Origin of the sequence: Sorangium sp. So ce363, from assembly GCF_051520435.1 — a bacterium.
GTDB lineage: Bacteria > Myxococcota_A > Polyangia > Polyangiales > Polyangiaceae > Sorangium > Sorangium cellulosum_B.
The window spans coordinates 2,477,245-2,496,536 of sequence record NZ_CP150333.1; the positions used below are offsets into that span (position 1 = coordinate 2,477,245).

The 19,292-nt window shown below is 69.9% G+C and carries 9 protein-coding genes; 1 reads left to right on the forward strand and 8 read right to left on the reverse strand.

Annotated elements, in window-relative coordinates; genetic code table 11:
- Positions 1-3: 3 nt before the first annotated feature.
- The 7 genes from WMF12_RS09680 to WMF12_RS09710 all read right to left on the reverse strand — a co-directional run bounded on the left by WMF12_RS09680 (position 4) and on the right by WMF12_RS09710 (position 11,663).
- Entirely contained in the window at positions 4-279 is a 276-nt protein-coding gene (locus WMF12_RS09680; protein ID WP_437870133.1) for a hypothetical protein, read from the reverse strand.
- Positions 276-1,910, reverse strand: a complete 1,635-nt coding sequence (locus WMF12_RS09685) for a hypothetical protein (RefSeq protein ID WP_437870134.1) — start codon at positions 1,908-1,910, stop codon at positions 276-278. The genes WMF12_RS09680 and WMF12_RS09685 overlap by 4 nt, the downstream gene beginning before the upstream one ends.
- Before the next feature lie 219 nt (positions 1,911-2,129).
- Entirely contained in the window at positions 2,130-2,534 is a 405-nt protein-coding gene (locus WMF12_RS09690; RefSeq protein WP_437745304.1) for a hypothetical protein, read from the reverse strand.
- A 790-nt stretch (positions 2,535-3,324) separates the two neighbouring features.
- Positions 3,325-7,659 carry a PAAR-like domain-containing protein gene (locus WMF12_RS09695; protein WP_437870141.1) on the reverse strand — a complete coding sequence of 1,445 codons (4,335 nt, stop codon included), beginning with the start codon at positions 7,657-7,659 and terminating at the stop codon, positions 3,325-3,327.
- Between the two features lie 288 nt (positions 7,660-7,947).
- Positions 7,948-9,348, reverse strand: coding sequence for a cytochrome P450 (locus tag WMF12_RS09700; protein ID WP_437870143.1), 1,401 nt, complete (start codon positions 9,346-9,348; stop codon positions 7,948-7,950).
- A gap of 231 nt (positions 9,349-9,579) precedes the next feature.
- Positions 9,580-10,860: a glycosyltransferase gene (locus WMF12_RS09705; RefSeq protein WP_437870146.1), complete on the reverse strand. Its 1,281-nt coding sequence runs from the start codon at positions 10,858-10,860 to the stop codon at positions 9,580-9,582.
- A 14-nt stretch (positions 10,861-10,874) separates the two neighbouring features.
- Complete coding sequence (locus tag WMF12_RS09710) at positions 10,875-11,663, reverse strand: OmpA family protein (RefSeq protein WP_437870149.1); 789 nt, start codon at positions 11,661-11,663, stop codon at positions 10,875-10,877.
- Between the two features lie 216 nt (positions 11,664-11,879).
- Between WMF12_RS09710 and WMF12_RS09715 the strand changes: the two genes are divergently transcribed.
- Positions 11,880-13,292, forward strand: a complete 1,413-nt coding sequence (locus WMF12_RS09715) for an L-serine ammonia-lyase (RefSeq protein WP_437870151.1) — start codon at positions 11,880-11,882, stop codon at positions 13,290-13,292.
- Here WMF12_RS09715 and WMF12_RS09720 read toward each other — a convergent pair.
- Positions 13,273-19,248 (reverse strand): AAA family ATPase, encoded by a 5,976-nt coding sequence (locus tag WMF12_RS09720; protein ID WP_437870154.1) that lies wholly within the window; start codon positions 19,246-19,248, stop codon positions 13,273-13,275. The genes WMF12_RS09715 and WMF12_RS09720 overlap by 20 nt on opposite strands.
- Between the last annotated feature and the right edge of the window lie 44 nt (positions 19,249-19,292).

Here is a 19,292-nt window from a genome sequence, read left to right on the forward strand (position 1 = left end):
CGGTCAGGGCTTCGATCGCGTCAGGAACTCCGACAGCAGCTGGCCGGTCGGCCCCTTGGACTCCTCGGCCTCGTGGGCGCGCGCCCTCGCGCGGCGGAGCGCCAACTGGGCGATCTGATCGATCGTCCGCTGGAACGTCCTCCCGCTGGCGGTCGCGCACTGCATGAACGCGCTGTTCTGCCTCTCCCGGAACCTGACGGCCGGCCCGCCGTGCACCGTCGGGTTGTTCGGTGTGCCGCTCATCGTGCCGCAGCAGAGGTGCCCCTGCAGTGGTGTCATGCGCCGGCGGCACCCTTTAGCGCCACGACGATGTCGCCGAGCGGCGCAGCGAGGTGAAGCCACGCCTCGCCGCCCACACGCAGCACGGCGAGCACGTGATCCGCCTGGCCGCGGAACGCGCCCAGCGAGCGAGCCGGGCCGCCCTCGTCGACCGCGAGCACGGCCACCTTGTTGTCATCGCGCGCCACGACGACGAGCACGCCCGTGCTGGTCGCGCCCAGCCAGACAGGGCGGCCGCCGAGCGCGACGCTCCGGGGAGCGCCGCGCTTCGGCACCTCGTGCAGGAGCCCGCGCGGTACGTCGCAGCCCCAGAACGAGCGCAGCCGCAGCGCGGCCGGCAGCGGGCCGCCGAATGCCTCGTAGGCGTCGCAGGCGTCGTAGCCGGGGTCGAGCGGGAGCAGGTCGGCGTCGTTCGGGACGAGGCGAGCGAGCGCCGCGTCGCGCGCCTCCGCGAAGCGCCAGAGGGTGCGGCGCAGGCGGCCGGATGGCCAATTGAAGAGCGGGCCGATGCGGGAGTGGTCATTTCCGCCTTCCACGGAGATGCTGCGCACTCCGCTGCGCCTGAGAAAGAACAAGCTGCCCGCGCGCGCGGCGAGCGGGCTCCCGGGGGCGAGGAGCCTGGTCAGCTCGGTCGTGCCGTGACCTTTCTCCAGCCGTACGAGCTCTTGACCATCGATGCCGAATGCGCGGGCACCATCCGTACAAAGACGATTGAACCGCCCGCCCGACGAAGCCGCGACAAGCTTGGTTCCCGGCGGGGCGAGGTCGCCCTCGCCGAACAACAGGCGCCCGGCGCGAACGATGTTCTCCTGAGCGCCGGAGTCCCGAGCCGCGGCCAGGAGCGCCTCGCGCACCTCCAGCGGCATACGCTGCTCGATCCCCCATCGCGCGCGCCAGGTGATCTGTTCGACCAAGAATCTCGTGATCCCTGTGCGCGCCGCGGCGGGCACACCCGCGAGCGCTGCCTCGAACACCACGTGGGCATCGAGGCTGCGAAGCATCGCCTCAGGCACCGCCTCGAAGGCATACGGCTCGTCCCAGCGACCGCGCCGCGCGCCGTACCAGGCACCGAGCGCCCAGGCCATCTCGGCCGGCTCGCCTCGGACTGCGCGTAAAGCCTTTAGGGCGGCGCCATACACCTCGGCATCGAACACGGCACGCCCGTCCCGCCAGAACGCATCAACGTACCGGCAGAGCTCGGGCGGCGCGGCGGCACGCCAGGTGCTCAGCACAGAGGCGATCTCGGGAGCGCAACTCCGCTCCAGCGCCCGCAGCGGTTCGTCGACACCGTGCGCCGCGAGCCACGCCGCGAGCATCGCAGGCTCCTCCACATCGGCGAACTCACTCCACGAGAGCAGCCGCACGGTACAATTCCCTTCGATCCAGAGCGTGCCAGACGGACGACAGGCACGTTCGAACGTGAGGGTCACCCGGCGTGCGCAGGCCGCGAGGCAAGCGTGCGTGCTCTTGCGGAGGCGGAGCAACTGGCGGAGCGAGCCGAGTTCGGAGCGACTGATGCGGATCCAGCGCTGCTTGTCGCGGACGAGCCACGCCGCCGTGGCCTCATCGAGCACGCGATCGATGTCAGCCTGGTTCGGCGGCGGAGAAGGAACTATGGGCCACACCGCCATGAGTTACGTTTCCGGCCCCACGGGGGTGTAGCCCTCCGGACCGCGGGGGGACTCGGCTTGGTGTCCGATGGCCCGAGTGGCGGCGTCCCCGCGACCGGTGGAGGCGCTCCGAGGCCCCCGCTCGGCAGCGATGCCGCCGCGGCCAGCCTGGCTCTTCTTCCCCCTCTCGAGCGCCCTCCCATCTACACCGCGAATCTGCATCTGCCGCCCCAGCTGTCATTATGCGCCCGCGGCGCCCTCCAGCGTCACCACGATGTCGCCGGGCGGCGCCGCGAGGCGGAGCCACACCTCACCAGCCACCCGCAGCACGGCGAGCACGTCATCCGCCTGGCCACGGAACGTGCCCAGCGAGCGAGCCGCGCCGCCTTGATCGACCGCGAGCACGGCCACCTCGTTGTCATCGCGCGCCGCGACGACGAGCACGCCCGTGCTGGTCGCGCCCAGCCAGACAGGGCGGCCACCGAGCGCGACGGTCCGGGGAGCGCCGCGCTTCGGTGCCTCGTGCAGGAGCCCGCGGGGAACGTCACAGCCCCAGAACGAGCGCAGCCGCAGCGCGGCCGGCAGCTCGCCGCCGAAGGCCTCGTAGGCGTCGCAGGCGTCGTAGCCGGGGTCGAGTGGGAGCAAGTCGGCGTCGTTCGGGACGAGGCGGGCGAGCGCCGCGTCGCGCGCCTCCGCGAAGCGTGGCAGCGCATGGCGAAGGCGTAACGCCGGCAGGCCACAGAGCGGTCGCAGGTCTGGGCGAGACTCACCCTCTTCCGTTACAATGCAGCGCCTGCCGCTCGGGTCGAGCAAGAGCACCGCGCGATTGCGGATCGCGATAGGTGTGTCTGGCCTGAAGACGGGGCACACCTCAAGGACCCCGTGGTCCTTCTTCAGCCGCACGAGCCTCCAGCCGTCGATGGCGAAAACCCGGCTGCCATCCGTGCAAAGGCGGCGATAGGACGACGACGTTGCGGCAACGAGGGTTGTCCCCGGAGGAACGAGCGCACCTCCTGACGCCAAGCCTGCGGGCGCTTGGCCGCGCCCTGGCTCAGGGCGCGGTACGGCTACACCGTGCGCGGTGAGCCATGCGCGGAGTGCGCCAGGCGCGTCCACGTGCGCGGCGGTATCCCATCCAAGCTGGATTGATAGGTCTGCGCCTATGCGGAGCGCGGCAAGTGGCCGCCCATGGCGCTCGAACTCCACCGTGACTGGCGCCAGCGCGTCCTCTTGTAGATCTGCGCCTTCGCTACGCGGGGACATACCTCCTCGCAGGCGAAGCAGCGGACGAAGCGCGTCGAGCTCCGAACGAGGGACGCGAGCGCGGCGGCGATCGTTTGCGACGAGCCACGCCGCCGTCGCGCTGCCGAGGGCGCGGTCCACATCCGCTTGCTGCGGAGGCGGCGAAGGCAGGATGGGCCATACAGGCATAGGGCTATCGCTTCGGCGCTGTGGGCACGTACTTCCCGCCGTGCACCGTTGGGTTGTTCGGTGTGCCGCTCATCGTGCCGTAGTAGAGGTGACCCTGCTTGTCGGTGATGTACTCTTTGTCTTCGATGACGAAGTCGGAGCCGTCACTCTGCTTCGCGGTAGGAGACCAGAAGTTGTACCACGGCCGCGGCTTGACGAAGGTGATCGGATGCTTCGTCATCGGTGTTCCCCTCCGCGCCGCCCCGGGATCATCGGCCAGAGCGCCCCACACCGTCGCTCCCGTCTGATTTGCAATTCCCTGGGTGATGCTAGGCGCGTCGTTCTCTCCGGGAGTCGCGCCGTTGCATATGGTAGTGTCCACGCGCGCGCCCTTGCCCTTGAACCCCGCCTTGTTGAGCTGCATCCCAATCTCGTCACCCGTGGCGTAGCCACCCTTCTTGCCCTTCCACTGTGCGCGTCCAGGCGCTCCATGCGTCGTGACGAATACATGGTTTTCGTTGGAATCAATCATGTTCGCGCTCTTTCCCGTCCCCGAGAGCCTCTGCCAGATTGAGGGTGACTTGCCGAGCTTGTCGCTCCGGATGACCTTCGCGTCCGGATACTGAGCCTTCATTTGTCGGATGGTATCTTCCATCACGGGATCGCCCGGCGATCCATTGATAATCGTCAGCAGTCCGAGCGGATCGATGAAGATCGTCGGGTTCGGGACGTACCCGACGTCCTGCAGCGTGGAGAGGAGGGCGAGCGGATCGGGCGTCAGGAAGACGTGAAGATCCGGCGCATAGTAACGATGCCTGTTGTAATGGAGGCCCGTCAGCTCATCGGCGCGCTGCCCCGCGAAGCGCAGCTGCCCCGGCTGCCCTGTCCTCGACGCCACCTCGCCCCACGTGCTCATCTCGATCGTGGAGCACTGCAGATCCGGCGCCGCGTAGAGCCACGGCGCCGCCGCGGCGTCGGTGAGCACGAGCTGCCAGGCGCCGTCGGGCCCGCTTTCGAGGAGCGGCGTGAAGCCGTCGTCCGCGAACACGCGCCGCACAGGCGCGCCCGAGGAGGGGAGCTCCTCGACGATGCTGTTGCCGTCCCAGCCGAACCAGACGCTCGTGCCGTCGTTGAAGCCCACAGCCAATCGGCGGCCGAACGGATCGTACAGATAGCGGATTTCGAGCCCGTCGCCGCGCACCGCTCGGATCAGCTGGTTGTTCTCGTCGTAGCGGTATTGCCAGCTCTGCAGCGGTTCGTCCGCATGCCGCGCCGCCAGTCGGCCGGCGCTGTCCCAGCTCAGGCGAGCTCGCCCGTTCGCGATAGGCCGCCCATCGCGCCCGAGGGCGAAGGGCACGTCGGCTGGCACGGCGGTGCCCTGCGGCGCGTAGGTGAACCGCTCGCGCACGTCGAGCCCCTCGGCTTCGACCGGCCTCCCCATCACGTCGAGGGTGTAGCGGCGGGAGCCGCGCTGCGCATCGATGATCCTGGCGAGCGGGCCCAGCCGGCTCCACTCGAACGCTCGCGCCTGCCGCTCGGCGCCTTTCGCGTCGAGCAGGCGTACGAGCGTGGGCAGACCGAAGGGATCTCTATCCGTCGCGACGCAGCAGGGGGCGTCGAGGCGCCGGCGCTCGATTTCCCATCCACGCGCGTCGTACGCGAATTCCAGGCACGGGAGCGCCGCGCCGGTGCCTGCGCGGCCGGGGTCGCCCCCCGCGAGCCCGGCGTCGCTTCCGACGAGCGACATGCGCGTGGGCTGCCCATCCTCCGGCCGCCGCACGAACCCCACGCTCCATCCGGTGGAGTACTTGCGCTCCACGAGCGTCCCGAGCTCGTCGTACCGGTACTCCACCGCATAGCGCCAGCCAGACGCCTCCTGCACCTCCCGCAGCACGCGCCCTTCCGGGTCCCGCTCGTACGAGACGGAGACCCCACCGACCTCCGCGCAGAGGAGGCCCCCGCGCCTGTCGTAGCGGAACCGCTCTCGCCGTCCGGTGGAGAACTCCTTCTCGATGATCCGGTCCTCCTCGTCGCGGGTGAACCGGATCTGCAGCCCATCCCGGGCGAGCGCGGCGATCTGGTTGGCGCCGTCAACCTCGTATTCGGTCGTGATCCCTGCGAACGTAGTCTCCCGGGCGATGTTGCCGGATGCGTCGTACTCGCGCACGTACCGCTCGCCGGCTGGGTTCTCGATCCACCGCAGGCGCAGGAGCCCGTCGTATCCGAAGCGGAAGCGACCGCCGTCCGGACGGATCCGCTCGACGAGCACGCCCGCCACATAGCGGCTCGTCGTGATCGCGCCCTCGGTGGTGCGCTCCTCGATGAGCTGTCTCATCGCGTCGGTCACGAAGGTCGTGCGCCTGCCGTTCTCCTCGACGATCTCCGCGATCTCGTTCCGGCTGTCGTAGAAGAGCTCGTAGGTCTGGCCGCTCTCGCCCCTGATGCGCACGGGCCGGCCCCACAGATCCCATGTATATTCGAAGGTGATGCCGATCGTGTCCACATGGCGCACGAGGTTCGCGTGCGCGTCGTACGAGAACGTCTCGGTGGCGCCGCCCGGATGGTCGACCTGCGTCACCAGGCCCGCGGCGTTCATCCGCCATGTCGTCACACGGCCTGCCTCGTCGAGTTGCTCGATCCTCCCGCGCTCGCCTTCGCGCTGGATGGTGCGCGCGCCATCCTCGTAAATGGTGATCGACTGCCGTGCCCCGTCGTCGTAGCGCCGTCGCAGCGCCGCGCCGCCGGGCTTGACGATGCCGGTGAGGCGGCCGAATACATCGTATTGCCTCCGCCGCGTCCGTCCTGCGCCGTCGGTGCTCGACAGGAGCCGGCCGGAATCGTCATATCGATAGTCCCGCGCGTAGCCCCGCGGGTCGATGTACTGGAGCACCTGGCCGAGCGGGTTCACCCGATATCGATGCACGTGGCCAGCCCCGTCCATCATCGCGGTCTCGAGCGGGTCCAGACCATAACGGAAGCGCGTGTGATAGATGCCGCGCGGCGCGCCCGTGTCGCCGGCCTCCGGCGCGCCGAGCGCGTTGAGGATGTCTTGCCCCACGAGCTCGCCCCAGGTCTCGACGCAACGCTTCTGGCCGCCGACGAGCTCGTACTGGAAGTGATAGATCACGCCGTCGGGCTGGATCTCGCGCACCAGGTAGTGCTCTTCGTCGTACTCGTAGCGCCACTCCACGCCGCCCATGTCGACGACACGCACGAGGTCGCCGCGCTCGTCGAGCTCGTACACCACCAGGGTGCGCTGGTGCTCGCGGCCCTCTGCGTCGCTCGCCGTGAGCCGCCACGATTTGATCCGTCCGTCGCGCGTGAGCTCCGCGCGACGGTTGCACGTGTCGGTGATGGCCACTACTTCTTCGCCGCCCCACGTCACGGTGGCGACGTTGCCGTGTCCGTCGCGCAGCTGCGCGAGGCGGTAGGTGCGGTGCGCTGCGTCGGGCATCAGCACGCGGAGCAGCCCATCGTCGCAATCGATACCGATTCCGTCCCCGAAGCGCACGACGTTGCGCCCGAAGGGGAGCCGCGTGAACTGGTCCTCGGCCGGCATCCGGATGGGGGTCGTGCGCAGCTCGTCGTCGGTGAGCAGGAGCCAGTCGCCCTGGCGCTCGGCGATGTAGTGGAGGCTATGGGACCAGCCCCAGCCGATGCCGGCGCGCCGCGCGACGTTCGAGCTGCGGTACGCGCGATCCCACTGCACGTAGAAGAGCCCGGGCAACACGAAGTCGACGGTTTGTGCCGTGAACATGGTGCCTGTGGCGACGTCGACGGGGTGCCCGCCGCTCGCTTGCCCCTCGGCCTTCGGCGAGGCGGGCGGGCTCGGCGGGCCCGAGCCGGTGTTCGAGCCGCCGCCCCCACCTCCCGCGTTGCGTGCCCCCTGCGGCCCGCCGCCAGCGGGGCCTCCTGCGCTGCCGCCTGCGCCGCCGCCCCCAGCTCCCGAGCCGCCTGCGCCGCTTGCAGTCGCCCCGGCCCCGGCGGTGATGCTCTTGTTCATCTGGCCCATGCTGCCGGTGATTCCGGCCATGCCGAGCTCGATGAGGACGTTGGGGGCCCCGAGCCAGGGGAAGCACGGCCCGGCCGTGTTGAGGCTGACGATCTCTTTCAGCGTACCCGGTTCGTTACCGTGACAGGCCTTCATGCAGCCGCCCACCGTGAGGATCTTCGCGCCTTCGATCTTGGTGCGCATGCATGGATCGATGATCCCCTCGGCGACGGTGCCCATGGTGGGGTAAGGGATCGGCACCGGACTCGGCGCCGCCGGCGTAAGGCAAACGCTCACGGCCATGCCGGTCATCTGATGGCCCGACTTCTCCGTGATCGTGTCCATTCCCAGAGCGGTCACCTTGGCCATCGCTGCAGACCTCCTGGAGGGCAGGGTACATGTCCCCCCGTAGCGAGCGAACAGGGAATCCCGACGCGCAAGCCTGCCCGGCGTGCTGCTCGACCTGGGTGGAGCCTGCCGAGCTTACTCGACGTCGCTTTTCGCCTGCCCAAGAACGCGCTCCCCATGCTCCGCTCGGTCCGTTTTGTCATGCTGGCCCTCGGGCCTCCTCCCTGCGGCTGTCTGCCTGCAGCAAGCCTGCGGAGGATGTGCAGGCGACGGCGCCGGTCGCCGCGGCCGAGCTGGCCGCGCCGCCGGTCATCTGCCCGCCCGCGGCTCCAGCCGGAGCCACACGCCGCCGGACGTTCGCAGCGTGGTCGCGACGTGCAGCCGCGTCGTCCGCCCCGGCACCGCGCTGACCCGGTAGCGCTGGAGGAGCCGGGCGAGGATGAGCTGCCCTTCCATGAGCGCGAACTCCTTGCCGATGCACTGGCGCTGCCCGATCCCGAACGGGATGAACGCGAGCGGGTGCCGGGCGCGCGCGCGTTCGGGCGTGAACCGGCCCGGGTCGAAGCGCGTCGGGGCCTCCCAGTGGTCCGGGTGCCGGTGCAGGACATAACTCATGACGCCCACCAGGGTGCCGGCGGGAATGTGGAAGCCGTCGATCTCGTCGTCCTCGATCGCGGTGCGAGGTATCCAGTACGCCGGCGGGTAGATCCGGAGCGCCTCCTGCACGACCGCGAGCGCGAGCGGCAGCCTGGGGACGTCCGCGAAGCCGGGCCGCCTGTCGCCGAGCGCCGCATCGACCTCTGCCGCGAGCGCCTCCAGGAGGTCGGGGTTCTCGACAAGGAAGTGGAGCGCCCACGCGAGGGCGACGGAGGTCGTCTCGTGCCCGGCGAGGAACATCGACACCGCCTCGTCCCGCAGCTGCTGGTTGGACATCTGCTCGCCGGTCTCGGCGTCCACCGTGGCGAGCAGGATCGAGAGCAGATCGCCGCCCCGCCCCGGCTGCGCGCGGCGCTGCGCGATGAAGCGAAACACGTTCTCATCGATCGTCTTCACCGACCGCTCGAAGCGGCGCCGGCCGGGGGCCGGTATCCAGCTCGGCAGCGCCCGGAGCGCGGCCCCGAGGATCATGTAGTCGAGCGCGTACTGCATCGAGCCGCCGACGGACTCCGCCTCCTCTTTGGTGATCCCCGAGCCGAACATGGTGTTGAGGATGACCTTCATCGTGATGTGCGGGAGCTCCCGCTCGGCGTTGACAGGGCGCCCCGCGGCGGCGGCCACGCCGAAGCCGGTCATGCCGTCGTCGATCGCCTGCACCATGAGGTCGCACATCGCCGCGAGCCGGTCCCGGTGGAACTCCGGCTGGATCATCCGCCGCTGCCGCAGCCAGAGATCTCCCTCGCTCGTGGGCAGTCCATTGCCGATGAGCGAGCGGATGCTCTCCCATATCGCGCCTCCCTTGCGGTAGTTGCGCGCGTTGTCGCGCAGGACGTGCTGCGCGTGTCTGGGGTGGTTCAGCGCGACGATCCGCGCGAACCCGAGATCGATCGTGTACAGATCGCCGAGCTGCTCTCTCGCCGAGACGAGGTAATCGAGCCGATCCTTCAGCAAATGCGGGAGCACGCCGACGAGCGGAAAGCCACGCGCCGACGGCGGCGCGCTCGCGCGGGCGGTGGCGCGGGCGGGTGTGCCGGAGAGAAGATCTGGCTGCATCATGGCCTCGTCCAGGTAAGGGGCGTATCCGAGGGAGGGGCGGTATCCGAGCCGCTCGCCGGATGGAGCGCCCGCTGCGCTGATCGGACGAGCGTACATGAGCTCGGACCCCGGCGACGAGACTTTGAAAAGGCTCTTTCACGGTGCCCGCTCGCTGCCTACAGTGTGGCCGCGCCAGGTACACGCGACGCTGTGGGCGGCCGAGGGTCGATGTCCTCGGATGATGGATTCCTACGCTGTCACACCACCGCGCGCCGCGAGGTGCCGCTCGATGTGGCCTATCGCCGTGGCCGCGCCGTCCTCGCCGCGGATCTTGCGTCCGAGCTCCTCGGCGCGCTGCTTCATGCCGGCGTCGGTGGCGGCGGTCCGGATCGCGGCCGCGAGCGCGTCGGCGGTGAGGCGTGGCCGCGGGATGGCGCGCGGGCCGACGCGGAGCTCCTCGACGCGGCGCCCCCAGAAGAGCTGGTCCGCGAGGTGCGGGACGACCACCGCGGGCCGCCCGGCGCGCAGGCACGCGGCCACGGTGCCCGCGCCGCCGTGGATCACCGCCGCGGCGACCCGCGGATAGAGCCAGTCGTGCGGCGCGGCGTCGAGCCGGAGGATCGTGTCGGGAAGCGCCATGTCGCCGAGCCCGGCCCAGCCGGAGAGCAGGACGGCGCGCTGGCCGCTCCGCGCGACCGCGTCGACGAGGAGCCTCGTCGTGGCGCCGGGATCGTGGGACGTCATGCTGCCGAAGCCGAGGGCGATCGGCGGCTCGCCCGCCGCGAGGAACCGCTCGAGGGCCTCGGGCGGCCGGTACTCTTCGCCCTCGTCGAGGAACCAGTAGCCCGTCGTGTGGTAGCTGGGCGGCCAGTCCGGCGGGTGCGGGACGACGTGGGCGCTGTAGCCGTGGACGACAAGCATGCGGCGCAGCGCGGCCATGTACGTTCGCCGATCCTGCGGCGGCAGGCCGAGCCTCTGCCGCACGCGGGCCGTCACGCCGCCGTACCAGCGCCACACCGTCGGCTCGATCAGGAGCTTGCCGAACAGGAGGTTGAGCACGCTGTCGCGGCGCGGGACGGGGGCGGCGAGCGCGGTCGGCCCGTGGCGCGTCGCCAGGATGGAGGGCTGGAGCGGCATGCTGACCTGCACCGCGCCGGAGGCCTCGGCGATGGAGGCCGCGTACGTGTCCGAGGTGAAGCTGCTCAGGATGAGCTCGGCGCCCTCGCAGGCGCGCAGGGCGTCGTCGGCCATCTCCGCGCCGAAGCGGTCGATGAGCCGCTGCAGGATGCGCGACTGGGCCATGGGGTTCGTGCCGCGCGACACCCACTCTTTGCCGAGGTCGCTCTCCATGATGTCGACCGAGTCGACGCTCGCCGGGATGGCGGCGAGCCCGTGCGCCTCGATCCAGGGCTGGAAGCTCTTGCCGGCGAGGACGCTGACGGCGTGGCCGCGGGCCGCGAGCGCCTTGCCGAGCGCGATCGCGGGCTGGACATCGCCGCGGCTGCCGAGGGCGAGGACGGTGGTCTTCACGGGGCCGCCTCGCCTCAGAGCGCCTTCCAGGACGCGCCGCCCGACGGCAGCCGCGGCGGCTCGACCGACAGGATGTAGTCGACCCGGCGGTTGCGCGGCTCGTCCACCTGGTCCGCGGTCTTCACGAGCGGCGCCGACTCGCCGAGCCCTTCGAAGGCGATGGGGAGCTTCACGCCGCGGCCCTTGAACCAGGCGGCGATCGCGCGGGCGCGCTTCCGCGACAGCGTAAGGTTGTGCTCCACGCTGCCGACCGTGTCCGTGTGGCCGACGATGAACAGCGCGATCTTGCCGAGCTCGCTGGTCTTCGCCACGACCTCCGAGATCTTCTGGAGGCTCGCCTCCAGCTTGGGCACCTCGGGGGCGCGGATGACGTCGGAGTTGGTCTCGAACTGCACCTCTTCGTGGGGGATGCTCACGTTCCAGGGGATGATCGCGATGCCCGCCCAGTAACCCTCGGTGTCGTAGCCGTACACCTCGATGCGCGCGACCGGCTCGTCGCTCGAGGGCGACCAGCTCACGGCGAGCGGCGAGCCGGCGGCGGCCCCGCCGAACGGCTTCTCCTCTTCGGCCAGGACCGCGCCCGACTGCCCGAGGACCTTGATGCGCACCTTGCTGGCGGCGCGCGACAGCTTCACCTCGATCTGGCGGCCCTTGAGGTCCACCTTGGACCTGTCGATCGTCACCTCGAGCGCGGGCGGCCTCGCTTGTGCGCTCTGCGCGGGCGGGGGCGAGGGGCCGTCAGCGCGCGCGGCGGCGGGGGCGAGCAGGGAGGCGGCGAGGAGCACGGCCGGGGCATGGCGCATGGGGATCCCCATCTCTGGAGGGTGAGGGAAATGCGGGAAGACGTCCCCCGAGCATACCAAAAGGCGCGCGTGGTGGAGCGGCGGGGTGACGTGCTGTGTGCTCGCGGCGCGAGCCGCCCTGCGCGCCGGCCTGCACCGGGGTAGGGTGTACCGTCGAGCGTCGAGCGCGCTCCGGCAAAGGCGCCGGAGATCCTGCTGAACGGCGTTCCACGTCACATGGCAGTCACCATTTTCGACCTCTTCAAGATCGGTATCGGGCCCAGCAGCTCGCACACGGTCGGGCCGATGCGCGCGGCGCGCATGTTCGCGGTGGATCTCGACGAGGCGGGCCTGCTCGCCCGCACCGCGGCGGTGTCGGTGGAGCTGTTCGGGTCGCTCGGCGCCACCGGCCGCGGCCATGGCAGCGACAAGGCCGTGATCCTCGGGCTCATGGGCGAGACGCCGGACGGCGTGGACGTCGAGCGGGCGGGCGCGATCGTCGAGGGCGTGCGGCAGAGCGGCCGGCTGTCGCTGCTCTCCCGCCACGAGATCGGCTTCCAGGTGAGGGGACACCTGGCCTTCCTGCACCGGAGCCTGCCGTTTCATCCGAACGGCATGCGCTTCACGGCGCTGGACGAGGGGGGCGCGCCGCTGCGCGCGCGCGTGTATTACTCGGTGGGCGGCGGCTTCGTGGTGAACGAGGCGGCGGCGAAGGGGGAGAACCCGATCGAAGCGGACACGACGCCGCTGCCGTATCCGTTTCACAGCGCCGCGGATCTGCTCGCGGCGTGCGCAGCGAGCGGCCTGTCGGTAAGCCAGGTCATGCTGGAGAACGAGAAGATCTTCCGCCCGGAGGCGGAGACCCGGGCGGGTCTCCTGCGGATCTGGGGGGTGATGCAGGAGTGCGTGCGGCGCGGCTTCCGGGCGGAGGGCGTGTTGCCCGGCGGCCTCAAGGTGGTGCGCCGCGCGCCGGCGCTGTACCGCAAGCTCATCGAGAGCCCCGAGGCGGGGCTCCGGGATCCGCTGACGGCGATAGACTGGGTGAGCCTCTACGCGCTCGCGGTGAGCGAGGAGAACGCCGCCGGGGGCCGCGTGGTCACGGCGCCGACGAACGGCGCCGCGGGGATCATCCCGGCGGTGCTGCACTATTACCGGCGCTTCGTGCCGACGTCGACGGACGAGGGGGTCATCCGTTTCTTGCTCACGGCGGGCGCGATAGGCATTCTCTACAAGGAGAACGCGTCGATCAGCGGCGCGGAGGTGGGGTGTCAGGGCGAGGTGGGCTCCGCGTGCTCGATGGCCGCGGGCGCGCTGGCCGAGGTGCTGGGCGGCACGCCGGAGCAGGCGGAGAACGCGGCCGAGATCGCGATGGAGCACAACCTCGGATTGACGTGCGATCCGGTGGGCGGGCTCGTCCAGGTGCCGTGCATCGAGCGCAACGCGATGGCCGCGATCAAGGCGATCAGCGCGGCGCGCATGGCGCTGCACGGGGATGGGGCGCACTTCGTGAGCCTCGACAAGGTGATCAAGACGATGCGCGACACCGGGGCAGACATGGAGTCGAAGTACAAGGAGACGGCGCGCGGGGGGCTCGCGGTCAACGTGCTCGAGCTGCCGGTGGAGGTGGGGGTCAATTTGCCGGAGTGCTAGCGCTCCTCCTGGGCAGCGCCGTGCCTGCGGCATACCCATCGACGAACTCTTGCAGCTTTCGCATCTGGTACGTCCGCACGAGCGCCCTGAGCTGCTCGAGCCACGGGCCGAGCCGCGGGTCGGTTTCCTCCATCCGCACCGCTTCCGCCACCACGTTCCGGACGCGCCCCGACGCCACGAGCCGCGATAGAAGGGCAAGCTCCTCGGCCGAAGGCGGCACCAGCGGACCCTTCTCCCTCGCCGCCGCGACAGGGGCCTTCTCCTCGGCGTGAATCCATTCCACGCCGAGGAAGCGGTGGATCTTGTCGAAGAGCTCGCCCGCTTGCACGGGCTTGTGCAAGGAGTCGTTCCAGCCGGCGCGGACGCTCTCCTGCTGTTCGGCTCCGGACACGTTCGCGGACGAGATCAGGATGACGACCTCGCCGAGCTCGGGCATCTGCCGCAGGCGGCGCGTGGCCTCATGGCCGTCGATGCCCGGCATGACCAGGTCCATCAAGACGAGCGCCGGCCTCCGCTCCATGGCCAGCCGGAGCGCCGCCTCACCGTCTTCGGCCTCCACGACCTCGAAGCCGATCGGGACCAGCAAATCGCTGATCAGGGCACGGTTATGCGGGTTGTCGTCCACGACGAGGATCGTGCGGCGCTCTCCGCGATACCCGGTGATCGTATGCCATCCGAGGGCGTTGTCGGCGCGCGCGGAGGCAGGCCCCTCCGCGAGCGCGAGCGTCACGATGAAGGCGCTGCCTCGGCCGAGCTCGCTCTCGACCTCGATCGTGCCGCCCATCTGGTCGACAATCTTCTTCGTGATGGCGAGGCCGAGCCCTGTGCCGGCGCTCTTCGCCTTGTGATCTCCGAGCTGCTCGAAGGGATCGAAGATGCGCGAGACGTGCTCCGCGGCGATCCCGGGGCCCGTATCCTCGACCCGGAACCGCAACGTGCTCCCTTCACCGGGGCCGCGCTTCAGCTCGTCGACGACGAGGGTGATGCTTCCTCGCTCGGTGAACTTGATGGCGTTGCTCAGGAGGTTCAACAGCACCTGCGTCAGGCGCTTCTCGTCGCCGTAGAACGCGGACGTCGTTCCGCCGCGTATCTCATGGGTGAAGGCGATGCCCTTCTGGTCCGCGCGCACGCGACACAGATCCACCACCGTGCGCACCAGGGCCTGGAAATCGAACTTCGTCGCGACGAGATCCATCTTGCCGGCCTCGATCTTCGCGAGGTCCAGCACGTCTTCCAGCAAGGAGAGGAGATGCTCGCCCGATTTCTTGATGACCTGCACCCCATCACGGCTCTTCAGGGAGAGCTCGGGCGCGCGAGAGAGGACCTGGGCATAACCGAGGATGCCGTTGAGCGGCGTGCGCAGCTCGTGGCTCATGCTCGAGAGGAAATCGCTCTTCGCCCGGTTCGCCCGATCGGCCGCCTCCTTGGCGATCTGGAGCTCGGCCGTGCGCTCCTTGATCTTGGCCTCCAGGTCCCGGTACAGGACGGCGTTCTCGACGGCAATGGCCGCCTGCGAGGCCAGCACCGACAGGAACTCCACGCGCGCAGGAGGGAACGCCGACGGCACGTCGCGGTGCTCGAGGTACAGCACGCCCACGAGATGGCCCCTGTGTGTCAAGGGCAGGGCCAGCAGCGAGAGCACCGCGCGCGACGCGAGGTAAGGGTCGACGGCGAAGCGCGCCTCGCTCGTCGCGTCGCCTGTCACCACCGGCTCGCCCGTGCGGGCTGCATACTGCACCATGGTCGCCGGCACGTCGTGGCTTTGCCCGAGCGGCTCCGACAGCCCCGTCTCGATGCGAGCCCCCTCCACCGACAGCCGCGCCACGACGGAGAGCGCTTCCCCTTCGCGGAGGACGAGGGCGCCGCGCTGCGCCCCCGCGTTCGCCAGCAAAAGCTCCATCAGCCGGCCCACGACGCGCTCCGGGTCGCGCTCGCTCGAGAGCGCCTGCGCCGCGCGCACCGCGGTGTTCACGTCGAGGCTCGCGCCCGTGGAGGCGCCCGTGGTCGCCGTGGTCGCCGCCGCCACCATCGCGCGCTCGACAGGCGCCCCCTGCATGGCCGCCCTGAGCAGAGCAGGGTATTTCGCGTTCAGATGGGCGACCACGTTGGCCGCGCCCCAGCGCGCATGGGCGTCGCGCGCCTCGCGCAGGTACATGGCGCCGATGTGCCTCTTGCCCGTTTGCAGCCGGAACTCGGCGGCGAGCTGGATCGAAAGCGCCTCGATGTGCAGGAAGCGGTGCTCGCGCGCGAGCTCGATGGCCTCGTCGTACCTGGCGATGGCCTCCTCGGTCTCGCCGCGGACGCGGGCGTATTCGGCCTCGACGAGGCGCAGCTTGTGGAGGAAGTTCGGCGCGCAACCTTCCGCGAAGTACCGCAGCCGCTCGAGGCCGTGGTCGATGTGCTCCCGCAGCCTCGCCTGCTCCTCGGCGCCCGCGGCGTCATGCCAGCACTTCGCCGCCGAGAGGGCGAGGAAGAACGGGATATCCGTGACCGGCGGCATGCCGAGGATGTCGGCTCGAGACTGGTCTGCCTCCCGCGCCCGCGATAACGCTCGCTCCCACCTGCCGGTGACGCAGAACAGATAGACTTCCAGAGTGCGAGCGAGCCCTCCCGTGAACCCGTCCCCGTCGGCCAGGAGGGAGCGCGAACCTCGCGAGAGCGGCTCGTCGTCCAGGAGCTTCGGGGCGCCGTCAGGGGTCATCAGCACGTCACAATAGGACGCGATCGCCTCGAAGTGGTGCCTCCCCACGGCGTCGCCCGCGCGCTGCACGAGATCCCAGCGAGCCTTGACCTGCGCGTCGACCTGGCCGAGCGGCAGGCCACGCCAGACGCGGTGATAGAACAGCTCGGCGAGGAGGCCCCAGCTCGTGCCCTGGAACGAACCGAGCTTCAGGCCGGTCGCCATGCCTCGCTCATAGAGGGCAGCCGTCTCGTCGACAGGTCTGGAATAGACCATGTAGATACCATGAAGCACCAGGCACTCGGGGAGCATCGGGGACCCCACCCGCTCCGCGGCGCGCACCCCGGGCTCGACCCACCGCAAGACCCGGCGATACATGCCCGTGGCCACCGACCACACGTTGGCGAAGCTGCAGAGCATGAGGGTGGCCGCTGGCGTGAGGGCCCCCCGTCGCACCGCCTCGGAGACCAGGCGAACAATGATGAGCGTGTAGAGCATCGGCCGGCCGCCGTAGATGGAGCAGAGCTGCGTCTGCGTCATCAGGGCGTCGATGAGCCGGTGCTCCGGGGACTGCTCCGGCGGCATTCGATCGAACGCGCCGAGGTCCTGCTCCAACCATCGATCCAGCGCGGCGGACTCGTCGAGGAGCGCCGGCTGACACGCCTCGTCCGTCTCGGGGAAGGCGAAGCCCCGCTCCGCGAGCGCCGCGATACCAAGCCCGATTCCCCGCGCGTACTGGCCCGTCGCCAGGCAGCAGCGGACGCGGATCTCCTGCGCCGACAGCCAGGGCACCGCCCCGAGAGGCCTCGCGAGCAAGTCGAGCGCGCGTGCCTCGACGTCCTCGAAATCTCGCAGCAGATAGGCCGCCTCCAGCCGCTCCAGCGCTATCTCCACCGACAGCGCCAGCTCTTCGTTGGCGGCCCGCTCGCCGAGGAGCGCCTGCGCGTTCTCCAGGAGGCTGGCCATCAGGCGGTGGGAGCTCGCGGCCTTCGCGACGCGAGCGGCCTCCAGGTTCATCCGCGCGACGTCATTGAGCTCCTCCACGGACGTGAGCCGCGCCGAACCCTGGTTCATGTGCCGCGCGAGCTCCAGGAGCTGCTGAGCCGTGCCCCCCTCCGCGCGGTACCGCGCCCAGAGCCGACGGCCGATCTCGAGGTGCGCGAGGACGCGCTGCTCCGGCGAGATCCGCTCGTAGCTCGCCTGCTGCACGCGGTCGTGCAAGAACCGGTACGAAGCGTCCAGCGCTCCGTCGCCCACCCCTCCGAGCGCCTGCGCGGGGCGATAAGCCCCGTCGACCGGCACGACCAGCTCCTCCTGCAGCGCCGGCCATAACGCTCCCGTCACCCGGGCGGGCTCCCACCCGCTCAATCGCTCCAGATCGTGGAGATGGAAGGTGTGCCCCGCGCACGCCGCGAGCCCCATGAGCTGCTGTGTCGCGTCCGGCATTTCTCGTACTTTGTCCGTCAGCAACGACACCACGTTGTCGGTGATCTGCGCTCGCTCCAGGTCCGCTTGGTTCCACTGCCATTCCCCGCTCTCCGCGTCCCTCACAAGGAGCTTCTGCCGGTGCAGGGAGAACAGCAGCTGCTCCAGGAAGAACGGGTTTCCACGCGTCTTCTGCCACTGCACACGCGCGAGCGGCTCCACGCGCTTCGGCTCGCTCTCGAGCGTGCGCGAAAGCCACTTTTGCACCTGCTCTTCCGACAGGGGGCCCACCGTCAGCCTCGATACCTTGGCCTCGCTCGCCTCCACTGCCTCCACGAGCTTCCACAGCGGATGCTCGGGCGGCGTCTCGTTGTCACGGTAGGCTGCGATCACCAGCAGCGACCTCCGCTCCACGTCCGTCAGCAGCGTCTGCAGGATGATCAGCGTGGCGCTGTCTGCCCACTGCATGTCGTCCAGGAACATGACGAGCGGCGGGTTCGGTGTCGTGACGGTTCGAACGAAGTTCAACCACGTCAGCTTCTGCCGGTTGAGCACCTGCTCGCCCTCGGCCGGCGGCACCGGCGGCAGCTTGCCCATGACGAGGTCGAGCTCCGGCACCACGTCTGCGATCAACCGCGCGTTGTCCCCGACCTCGTTCCGGATCCGATCCCGCCAGGTCTCCAGGACCGCCTTCGGGCTCGAGATCCATTGACGCATCAGCCCCCCGAATGCCTGCGCTATCGCGGCGTACGGCGTCGACCGCGCGAGCTGGTCGTGCTTGCCTGCAATCAAGAGGCCGCGCCCCGCCTTCGCGATGTCGTGGTAGACCGTGCGCACCAGCGCCGTCTTGCCGATGCCCGACGGTCCGCCGACGAGCAAGAGCTCCGCCGCGCCCCGCTCGGCGCGGGCAAACGATTCGCCTACCCGCTCGACGTCCTGCTCCCGCCCCACGAGCACCTGCGGCAACCGCAGCTTCCGTGAGAAGTCCTTCTTTCCAAGCGAGAAGGGCGCCGCCGTACCGCGCTGGTGGAGCGCGCGGAGCGCCTCCTCCAGATCCTCGGCCGCGCCTCTGGCTGTCTGGTACCGCCGCTCGGGATCCTTCGCCAGGAGCTTCGCTATGATCGCCGACACGCCGCTCGGCACCTCCGGCGCGATCGTGTCGAGCGGAGGCGGGCTCTTGGCCAGATGCGCGTGCACCAGCGAGAGCGGATCGCGGTCCGTGAAGGGCCGCCGCCCCGAGAGCACCTCGAAGAGCGTCACGCCCAGCGAATAGAGATCCGTGCGCGTATCGAGCGCGCGCGCCGTGCGCCCCGTCTGCTCCGGCGAGATATACGCCAGGGTACCTTCCAGCGCTTCGGGGATGCTCGCCTCGGTCGCTTCCTGGGACAGCAGCGAGGCGATGCCGAAGTCGAGCAGGGTGACCTGCTCGTACGTGTCATCCACGAGCAGGTTCTGCGGTTTGACGTCCTTGTGCATCACGCCGGCGGCATGCACGCCCTCGAGCACCTGAGCAAGGCGTTGCCCGAACCGCAGCCCGGCCGCCACCGGCAGGCGACCGTGCCTGGCGAGCACCTGATCGAGCGAGCTCGCTCCAGGGTTCTCGAGGACCAGCGCCGCCGTGCCGTTCCGCTGCTCGAACGCATGCACGCGTGCCACGCCTGGCACAGCCGCGAGCTGCTGGAGCACTTGATGCTCGTGGACCAGTCGCCCCATGACGCGCGGGTTGGGTACCTCGGCGAGCGGAAACTTGATCGCCACCTGCGCGCCCGAGGGGAGGTGCACCGCGCGACAGACGCGCGTCTCGCTTCCCTCGTAAGCGATATCCCCCAGCGCATACTCCGTCAGTTCCATGCCCGAACCCCTCCCCTGCATCTGCACCGCGGCACGATAGCCGA